Below are 9,436 nucleotides of genomic sequence, written 5' to 3'. Positions count from 1 at the left end.
CACGAAGAAAACGAAGACTTCGAATAACCCGAGGCCACGCCGCACAGGTTAAAGATCAAGTTAGCGAACGGTGTCGTAACCGTTGAGCCGAGTCGATCATATTTACATGCAGTGAAGCCGTCGGTACGCTACATATGGGCTTTCGCGAAGCACGATCCGGAAAAGGCAGAGCCGAAACCGAATCAGCTCATGGGGAGGACTCCGTTGGAATCCGTGCCCACGCCGCGGTCTGCACCCGAGTCCGCGCGATCAACCATCGGCCAGTCGCTGCGCGTAGGCGAACTCTTGGCACAGCTACGGGCCGCAGACTGGCTGGCCGCTAAATCCCAGGCAGCCATGATCTACGGAACCGGAACCTTGGCCCTCGCCGAGAGTCTCGCGCCCGACCCTCAGAGGAACCGTAACCCTCGCGCGGAGGCGACGGCGGCCGCCGATGCGGTCCTTGGTGCCGTGGCCGGACTGACGGACGCGAAGAGGCACGAGTTCATCGCCCTACTTACAGCCAGAATCAAGGATGAGAAGCCGAAGGGGGATCTGCTGCCGGCGCTGCTCGAACTCCTCGAGAGCGGCGAACCGGGGCCACTGGAGCAGGTCTACGTGGACAGCTTGGCTCCGCCCAAGATGAAAGGCGCCCACGCGGTCGCGCGTGTGGCGGCACTTGGCATGGTGTCGGTCGGGATGCGCGGCCACTTCTGGGCCAGTTTCAACCTCGCCTACGGCCAGACGTCTGCGGCGCAACCGAACCTCGAGCGGGTGTCGGCCGCGCTGGAGTCGGTGCTGGTGGAGGAGACCATGCGGCTTGAGCGCGGAGAGCTGGCCATCCACGCAGCGGCTACAACCGCAGACCCTTCCGCGCTCCGAGCGGCCTCCGACCAGCACATCGCCTCGGCGGTAAGGACAAGTACAGCCCTCGCCATCGCGCTCGGGGAAGCCACCCGGACCGTCGACTCCCTCTCCGCGGTCGGCCGATATAACGCACAATTGCTGCGGCTTCACCGCACCGGCGCTGACGGCCTCCACCTGGCGCGCCGAGCGTGGGCCGGTGTCGTGGCCGCCCACTTGGCCCACGCGTCTGCCGAACGACAGGACCGGCGGCACCCGGCGCTCCAACTGATTCGGGAAGCCCGGTTCGCCCCGCCCTACATGCCGAGCAAACGGCTCGCCGCAGCGGCAGCCCTGCCTGACGGCGCAGTAGATCCCCAACGTCAGCTGCGCGTCGAAGGTCGCGTCGAGCGCATGGAGGCCTCGCGGATCGAGGGCGGCCGCAAGCTAGCGACAACCGTCTCCGTGGGGGTCGGACGAAGCCGTCCACCCATCCGAGTACTGGCCGACTACCACGACCTCGGGCACGAGGGCCTGACGGTCGGGGCATACCTCTCCGCCACTGGGACCGTGGCAGACGTGGCCGGGGAACGGGTCTTGCGGGTCGGGCGCATGAGCCTCAGCGACGCCAAGCGAGACGGCTGGGTCATGGCGTGGTACGCCCTAGCACAGGAGTGGGTCGAGCTGTCCCCGGGAGCTCTGAACCTGCGCTGGTCGCCGGGGAGGGGCACAAAGTTGTCGCCGACAACCGCAAACCAAGGCGTCGGTGTCGGTGACGTGGTCTTCAACAAGCCCGTTCCATCCAAGGGGTACGACCATGTCTGACGACTGCACCGACAAGTACGAGGCTTGGAAGGAGCTGAACGACAAGCTCGACGAGCTGCGGGAGAAGGCCGACGGCATGGACGGCTGGGAGGACGCGTGGAAGCAGTACGCGAGGGACATGGGCAACGGCAACTTCGCAGATGCCGCCGAGCATGTGTGGGAGGCCAACGAGGAGCAGTGGGAACAGGCGCAGGTGAACTGGGAGGCCGACCGGCTAGAAAACGGCCCGTGGAGTGACGCCGTCAACGACCTGTGGGACTGCATCCATAAGAGCTCCTAACTTTTTGAGCGTGAGGAAGGCTTCGTAAATGTCGTCGCGGATCTCCCACCGGATGCGCAGGCGCCGGAACCAGTGCAGCAGGGCGATGGTCTGCTCGATGACCAGCGGCGGTGCCGAGGCTTGAGCCGTGGGGGACGCGCCGCGGCGGGCGATGGCCGGGGGATGCCCTTGGCCCGCAGCTCGCGGCGGTAGCAGTCGTAGTCGTAGCCGCGGTCAGCGTAGATCCGCTTCGGTCATTGTCGGAGCCGTCCTCGGATGGCCCGCAGGGGCGGGATCTTGTCGACCAGGGGCATCAGTTGGGTGACGTCGTGGCGTTTGCCGCCGGTCAGGCTGACGGCGAGGGGAATGCTGTCGGCGTCGGTGATGACGTGGTGTTTCGAGCCTCGCTTGCGGCGGTCGACCGGGCCCGGACCGGTTTTGGGCCCGCCCCTGAGCGCTCGGACGTGGGAGCCATCGATCACCGCCCGGGACATGTCGAGCTGCCCGGCGGCCCGGAGTTTGCCCAGCGGAACTTCGTGCAGTCGCTGCCACACGCTGGCGTCGTTCCAGTCCCGCAACCGCCGCCAACAGGTAATCCCCGACCCTAAGCCGAGCTCCTGGGGCAGTTACTCCCACTGGATCGGTGTAGAGCACGAACAAGATCGCGCACAACACTTTGCGGTCATCAAGCAGCTTGCGGCGAGGGAACCGATGCTTGCGCGGTGGGCGGGGCGGAAGCAGCGGCTCGATCTCGACACCCATCTCGTCCGAGACGATCCACGGCGGCTGCTCGCCCCCCTCACGGCCGAACACTCTACTCGATCATCCATACGGGACGAATGTGCCTAGATTATTTGCTAGGAGCTCTAACTACGAAGGTTAGCCCTCCTTCATCCTTACAACCTTCTCAGCAGACGCCACCCGAGGTCGACTGCCTGCGCTGCGGGAGTGGCGTTGGAGTGGCGCAGGTAATCCTGGATCACATCTGCGGCGAACGCATCCAAGGCACGGGCGCGGTACGCAGCAGACGCCTGCTTGCACACCTTGGCGAGCACCCAGTGATTGTGTCCTGACCTTGCCCGGCTCACGCGTCCGCGATCTGGCTGCCTGGTCGGCTCAGCGAAGAGCAGCATGGCGTGGTAGAGGCGCCCACCTGGTCGCAAATCGGCTGTCGTAGCAGGCCCGCGGCCAAGCCTCGCGCGGTCCGCTCCACAGGCAAGGGGGGTCTGGTCCAAGAAGTCGGCGCAGAACGGGCAAGGGCAGGTCCACGAACGCCGGCCGTCGCTGAGGAGGGTGTCGACGACTGCCTTGGTACGGATTTTCAGGTACGCATCCTTTTCCGTGTACAGCGTCCCATTCGCGGCATCGAGGATGGGGCTGGTGGCGTCGAAGGTGACTTGCTCGCAGTCGGCCGACAGGACGGCCACGAGCGCGACCATGACGGGCGCGCCTAGGCCCAGGCAGTGCAGCCGGGCCGGCGCGTGGCCGGCTACCTCGGCGTAGCCGCGCTGGATGCCATGTGCCACCAGCAGGGTGCGCAAGTACTTCGCCGCGGAACGAGCCTCCAGCGCGCGCCACCGTCCGTTGACCCGGACCCGACCCACATAGTTGCGGTCGGCCATGTAGGCACCGAAACCGACCGCGATGTTCTCGACCCCGGCGTTCGCCGCCTCGCGCCCGGCGTCGCATGCGGTGTCGTACGAGTTGGCTGACAGCACGGTGTAGTACCGTCCCTGCAGCGCGTTGGGGATAGTTGCGATCTCCCTGATCGCCTCCTGGCATACGCGATGATTCAGGCTCCGGTAGTACGTGCGCGTGAACGGCAGCAGGTTTGGCTCGAGGTCGGCACGCATCCACAGCGCCATCGTCGGGTCCTCTGCTCCGATGACGTCTGTCGCGGACATCCGCAACTGGCTGGCGAGCCTCTCCTCGGGCGTCGGCAAGAGACCGAGGACTTCAGTCCTAAGGTCGGTGGCTAGCTTCTCCAACTGCTCGGCCTCGTCGCTCGTGAGAGCGCCTGGGTCTAGGTCGGTCAGCGGCAAACCGATCCGGTTGGTGATCGCGTCCAAGGTCGTCTGGACGCGGGCGCTGTGGCGGTCGAACGCAGTAGCCATGAGGGTGAAGTTCCCATTGTCTGCGAGCACCTCGAGCCCGAAGGCGGCGAGCTGACCCGCCAGTGCCCGCTTCGGCCCGGTCGCGTAAGCGGGGCTGAGCAAAAAGCCGGCCGGACCGAGTGCAGTGCGGAAATTTGCGTCGGAGGTCGTCTCGTGCAGGTTAGGAAGGAAAGCGAACTTGCTGGCGTGAGTCACCGGAAGCCTTACTTGATGGTTAGCCACAGGCCGGGCGACGCCGACAGGTTTGTGGTGTCTCGTAAGACTCGTAGCGCCCGTGGTCGATACCAGGGCCGCGCGAAGGCTGGAGTTCCGCCTGCAGCGCCTTCGCGAGATTGCGATCAGATCCATGGCTGTACGAGATGCGCGCGTCGTCTCCACGACTTTTCATGATTCACCTTGTTCGGAATCGCGTATCTATTCATGTTGGCGCGTGCCCTCGACGAGGAGAAGCCCGATGTCCGCATGCCGACATACCCGCAGCCCCGAACGCTTCGTCCACGGCACCCCGCAGGCACCCGACAAGGCGGCGTGGCAGGGCGAGTCGAGGGATCCGACGTTCGTGGTAGGTCCCGTGGAGTTTCCTGCCCGAAGCCGCGTAAATCAACAAGCCCGAGGAGAGCACGACTCGGTCAACGAATCCCTAAATCACAGGCCCGACCTGGGTTGACACCTTCCGCCGGGTAGCGCTGCCCGTAACAGAGCCGGTGCGGCAGGCGCGTGTCACCATGCATCTCAGCCGCCCGCACCGCCCGGACGGCCTCGTCGGCGTGCCGGACGGGCACGAACAGCATGAGCAGGACGCCGCACCCACTCTGACCTGCCCAAACGAGGATCCGCAGGTGGTGGTGGGTGCAGACGAGCACTGTTCCGCTGCGTTGGGTGCCGTTCAGCGCCGTTCAGTGAACCCTGGTTGCTCCCAACCTGCTCCCCAATCTCGGGCCCCGGGACCGGGGACACCTGATTAGGACGCGGTACGCCGAGGCGCGTCCGCGTCGCAGGGGGAGGCTCGGCATCCCGTGTCCGGCGCCCAGACGGGCGCGGGTCCTGCGCGACGAACGACCGTGCCAGCCGATTAAGCTCCCAGCCCGCTCCCCCGGCATCGGCCAACCCGGCTTACCGATGCGACCGCAGCCGTCGCCTCGTCAGCCAAGACCGCGGCCCGTCCGATGCCCCGGGCGGAGAAGGGTCTGTGTGATGAGATCCTCGACCAGGGCGTGCTCATAGGCGGCGACAGTGACGCCGTCAGCCTGGTGGGTGGTGGCGTAGGCGTCGAAAATCGGCGGGATGGCGGTGGTGATCGAGATGCCGGCAGTGGTGTGACCGGCGATCCACTCGACGTCGGCGGCGGCGCCGATCCGCCAGCTCCGCCCGTCCTTGCTGACCTGCACACCGCCGGCGTTGACAGCAGCCCGCCCCCGCCTGATGTTCACCGCGCTCACCGCCGGTCGGGCATCCTTCGGCTGTCCGGACCGGCTCGCCGGCGAACGCGCCCGCAACCGCTGACGGGCGACGTCAGTCGGTGCCCTCAAGCCCGGTGCGCAGCCGGCGGTAGAGCTCGTCGAGATAGCCGCTGAACGACTCACTCTGCTCGTCGTGGGCGGCACGCCAGCGGGCCACGTCGGCAGGCCCCACCGGCTGGCCTAGGAGTTGGGTCAAGTGTGTGCAGAGGCTGGTGTCGTCGTCGGTGGGGTCGAACCGGACCTTACGGTCCGAGATCTCGAACTTGCGGAGCATGTCGAGCCGCAGCGACTGATACGGGAAGGACTGGACCCCGAACCGGTAGGACTCGGGCATCTCCATCCCGCTGGACCGAGGGCCGTGGTACCAGGAGAGATACACGGCCTCGTCGCACAGCACGTACCGGTAGACCGCAGTGTCCCCGTGGTAGAGCAGCTCGATCGGACAGATCTGTCGGCAGTCGAAGAGCGCGACCACGTTGATGATCAACTCTTCGCGCAACTCCTCCTCGATGACGGCGACCGGCCGGCCCTGCGACGCGGGCCAGAGGACGCGATCAGCCGCCCGACGGGCAATCGCGCGCCGGTTCCCTGGATCCAGCATGACGATTTTGATCTGCTGCGGGTAGTGCCGCAGCTTCCGCAGCCGGGCGGCGACGAGCCGGGCACTCGGGCCCTGAAAGAAGAAAGTGTTGCTCCGCTCCAGGCTGAGCGTCAGGTCGCGGTTGTACGCGTCGCCGAAGCTGGCACCGGGATCCAATGCCGGATAGCTGGCCGACGGCAGGAAGCTGCGGTTGTTCGCCGCCAGGGACGCCACCAGGTCATGGCGCAGGTCGTCCAGGCCGTCGGCGAGGTTCTCCTCCAGGCTGCGCTCCTGGATCCGGTTGCTGGCCACCGAGAAGACGACGGCGAAGATCACCGCCGCGATTAGGTTAAGACCGACCGAAGAGAAGACCGCGTCGCGGGTGAGCTGGCCATCCTGGTAGGTCAGCAGGAGACCGACCAGCAGCACCGAGAGGCAGGCCGCCCCGAAGGCGTACCAGGCCAGTGACTTGCGGAGGTCGCGGAGCTTGCGGGGTCGCGGAATCATTCGTCGTCCGATCCGCTGCGTCTGCCGACGGATTCGACCATTGTAGAAGGCGATCTCCACCGTGACCGTTTGACGTCACCCACATCTCTGCGGCGAAGGCGTCTTCTTGCTCGCCGCCGTGCGGGACTGTTCTCGAACCGCGTGGTGGGCTGGCGCCGGCTGGCACGGTCTTTCATCCCCAGGACCCGCGCCTGCGTGGGCGCCGAACACGGGATGCTGAGTCCTTCCCCTGCGACGCAGACGCGCCTCAGACGCGACCTGAGAGTCGAACGGAGCTGTGCGGCTCCACCGCCACCCGGAGACTTGGATCTACGGGTCGCGGCTTCGAAGCGGGCCGCCATTTCAACCTCGTTGAGGGTTGGAGACTTCGTGTTGGACTTCTTCACACGATGCCGAGCTCTCGCGCTACCTGGCACGGTCTGCGCCCAAGCATCATCTGCCGGGACATGCCTTTCGGCGGGTACGACCGGTCGGACCGGCACGTCGATCGGCCCGCACCCGTGCGCCCGACGCTGCGGCCGTCAAGACGGTCGTCTCATTTACAGCATCGAACATCGATCGTGAAAACTGCGTGACGGATGGTGAAGCCCGCCCCGTATTCCTAGAGTCAGACCTGTCGCCCCTCAGTATCGACTCTTACCCGGCGGGGAGACTGCGGTGGCCCTGAAAGCATGGCAGGTGTGACGTCGCCTGCTCTTCGACGATCGGATGGCCGTATGCGCAAGGTGACCGCTCGGCTCGCCGCAGTTCTAATCCTCGGCGCCATGGCCGCCGCCTGCACCACTGAGGAGCCCGCAGCGCCGGTGACGGCGCAAGAGGTACCGCAACCGGCGGTCAGCGCACGCGGCGATACGATGGACGTGACGGTCGCGCCCGCGGACGCCCTCGACGTTGCCGTGCCGGGTGTCGGCCGGCTGCAGGGCGCGGCCGGTAGCTTCACCAAGGCCGGCACCGTCCGGATCTCCAGTCTGCGTTCCGACCAGCCGCGCAACGACTTCGTCGTCACCAGCGACGTCGGTCTCGACGTCAGCTTCGTCGGCACGTCGCTGGCCAGGCCGCTGCGGGTGATCTTTGACGACCCGCGGGCCGCCGGGCTGGTACCGGGTGGCGCCGTGCCGGTGGCGCTGCACCGGCCGGACTCGGGCGTGTGGGAGGTCCGGCCCATGTCCCGCGCGGCAGATGGGGCGCTGGTCCTGGAGACGCAGGACTTCTCGCCGAACCTGCTCGGCTGGGTCCCGATCCCCGATTGGCTCCGCTCTGTGGGGGACTCCTTCGCCGACTTCGTCACCCAGCGCACTGACCCCCGGCATTGCCCGAAGCCTGCGGCGCCGCCGTGGAGCTCGGTGGTGAAGGGCACCACGCTGGTCCACCTCTGCTCCATCACCAACAGCGACAGCGCCGGGGTGCCCCGCGCCGAGGTTCAGGTGCAGTCCAATCGGCGCTTCCTCACCTGGGTGCAGGTGCCCGCCGGGCGCGACTACGTCTGGGTCGACGGCCAGCCCGACGCGCTGCGCCGCGTGCTGAACGGCGCACTGCGTCATGACATGGACCAGGTGCTGCTGCCCGGCAACGGCTGGTTCACCGCTGGCTACCGGCAACCCTCAGCGGCCGAGCAGAAGCAGTTCAACGCCTACATCGACGGCTACAGCGCGGGCCTAACCGTCGCGCTGAATCTGCTCGGCGTCTCGTTCGGCGAAGGCGTCTACGGCGCCGTCGTGATCATGCGCAAGTGCGTAGCTTCGCTGCTGCCCATGCCGACGTGGGAGGGTGGCAAGGAGTTCATCGCATGCCTGGTGCAGCAGACACTGTCGAACCTGGTCGACCCTGGTAAGGCTTACGCCGCGGCGATGGACCTCTACGGCGAAAGCGCGTACGCGAAGTCGGCCGAGACCACGATCATGAAGTCGATGGAGCGGCTGCGCATCTTCGGCAAGCTCATGCGCATCCTCGGCGTGGCCGGCGTCATCTCGGCAACGTTCCCGCAGCTGCCGGACCTCTTCTCGGATTGGGGCAAGGACTATCCGGGCCGGTTCACTCTTAAGCTTGCGGCCAAGCCGGTCACGCCGACGGTTCCAGGACCCACCACGCCCGGCCCTCGGCCGAGCAACTCAGGACCGGGCATGCCGCCGCTGAACCCGCGGATCGATCTGTCCCGTGGCGGGGCCGCGCCGCACGGCTCCTGGTACAGCGTGGTGCTGTCGGGGTTCGCGCCGGGTTCGTCGGTGACGGTGGCGTGCCGAGACTCGGTGGACCCGGGCGGATTCTTCAACCAGACGTTCACCATCGGCGGCGACGGCCGGGCCGCCGACAGCACCCTGTGCTACTCGGCTGACGGCCCCGACCACTGGGTTACCAGCGGGTCCGTGGCATCCAACCGCGTCAGCTGGGGCGGTGCCCCACCGCCGCCTCCACCCGCGCCGGCCCGCATCGATCTGTCCCGTGGCGGGGCCGCGCCGCACGGCTCCTGGTACAGCGTGGTGCTGTCGGGGTTCGCGCCGGGTTCGTCGGTGACGGTGACGTGCCGAGACTCGGTGGACCCGGGCGGATTCTTCAACCAGACGTTCACCATCGGCGGCGACGGCCGGGCCGCCGACAGCACCCTGTGCTACTCGGCTGACGGCCCCGACCACTGGGTTACCGGCGGCAACGCCGAATCCAACCACGTCCCTTGGTAACCGCCGGGTCGCCGCATCACGATGAGGGAGCTGATGCTGCCACGCTCATTGCGGCGTACGAGGCACGGATTCGTACCGATTACGAGGGCCTGGACATGGCCGGCAAGGGCGCGCTGCTGCGCCGGGAAGGCCGCTACACCTCCCTGATCTCCGCGTGGGTTCAGCGCGACCAGCGCGACGCGTAGCAGTGCCGC

At 66.9% G+C, this 9,436-nt stretch carries 6 protein-coding genes and 1 pseudogene; 3 read left to right on the top strand and 4 right to left on the bottom strand.

The features are described from left to right. The first annotated feature begins 111 nt into the window (after positions 1-111). Together IEY96_RS31750 and IEY96_RS31745 are read left to right on the top strand one after the other, a co-directional pair. A complete protein-coding gene (locus IEY96_RS31750; RefSeq protein ID WP_189198477.1) occupies positions 112-1,647 on the top strand; it encodes a hypothetical protein in 1,536 nt (511 codons plus the stop codon). Continuing rightward, entirely contained in the window at positions 1,640-1,927 is a 288-nt protein-coding gene (locus IEY96_RS31745; protein ID WP_189198476.1) for a hypothetical protein, read from the top strand. Before IEY96_RS31750 ends, IEY96_RS31745 begins: the two co-directional genes overlap by 8 nt. On the opposite strand, the pseudogene IEY96_RS31740 reads toward IEY96_RS31745, so the two are convergent. The 4 genes and pseudogenes from IEY96_RS31740 to IEY96_RS31725 all read right to left on the bottom strand — a co-directional run bounded on the left by IEY96_RS31740 (position 1,862) and on the right by IEY96_RS31725 (position 6,627). Then, a pseudogene (locus IEY96_RS31740) lies at positions 1,862-2,668 on the bottom strand (IS5 family transposase). The gene IEY96_RS31745 and the pseudogene IEY96_RS31740 overlap by 66 nt on opposite strands. A 134-nt stretch (positions 2,669-2,802) precedes the next feature. Further along, on the bottom strand, positions 2,803-4,215 hold the full coding sequence (locus IEY96_RS31735; RefSeq protein WP_189198475.1) for a hypothetical protein: 1,413 nt from the start codon (positions 4,213-4,215) through the stop codon (positions 2,803-2,805). A 947-nt stretch (positions 4,216-5,162) separates the two neighbouring features. Next, complete coding sequence (locus IEY96_RS33020; RefSeq protein ID WP_229792003.1) at positions 5,163-5,459, bottom strand: hypothetical protein; 297 nt, start codon at positions 5,457-5,459, stop codon at positions 5,163-5,165. Positions 5,460-5,532: 73 nt separating this feature from the next. Then, positions 5,533-6,627 carry a hypothetical protein gene (locus IEY96_RS31725; RefSeq protein ID WP_189198474.1) on the bottom strand — a complete coding sequence of 365 codons (1,095 nt, stop codon included), beginning with the start codon at positions 6,625-6,627 and terminating at the stop codon, positions 5,533-5,535. 656 nt (positions 6,628-7,283) lie between these two features. Between IEY96_RS31725 and IEY96_RS31720 the strand changes: the two genes are divergently transcribed. Further along, a complete protein-coding gene (locus IEY96_RS31720; protein ID WP_189198473.1) occupies positions 7,284-9,242 on the top strand; it encodes a hypothetical protein in 1,959 nt (652 codons plus the stop codon). Positions 9,243-9,436: the final 194 nt, after the last annotated feature.

The sequence above is a fragment of the Micromonospora fulviviridis genome, from assembly GCF_014648395.1.
In the GTDB taxonomy this organism is placed as follows: Bacteria; Actinomycetota; Actinomycetes; order Mycobacteriales; family Micromonosporaceae; genus Micromonospora; species Micromonospora fulviviridis.
Note: the sequence above shows the minus strand (reverse complement) of the source record. Positions and strands in the feature narration are given on the sequence as shown.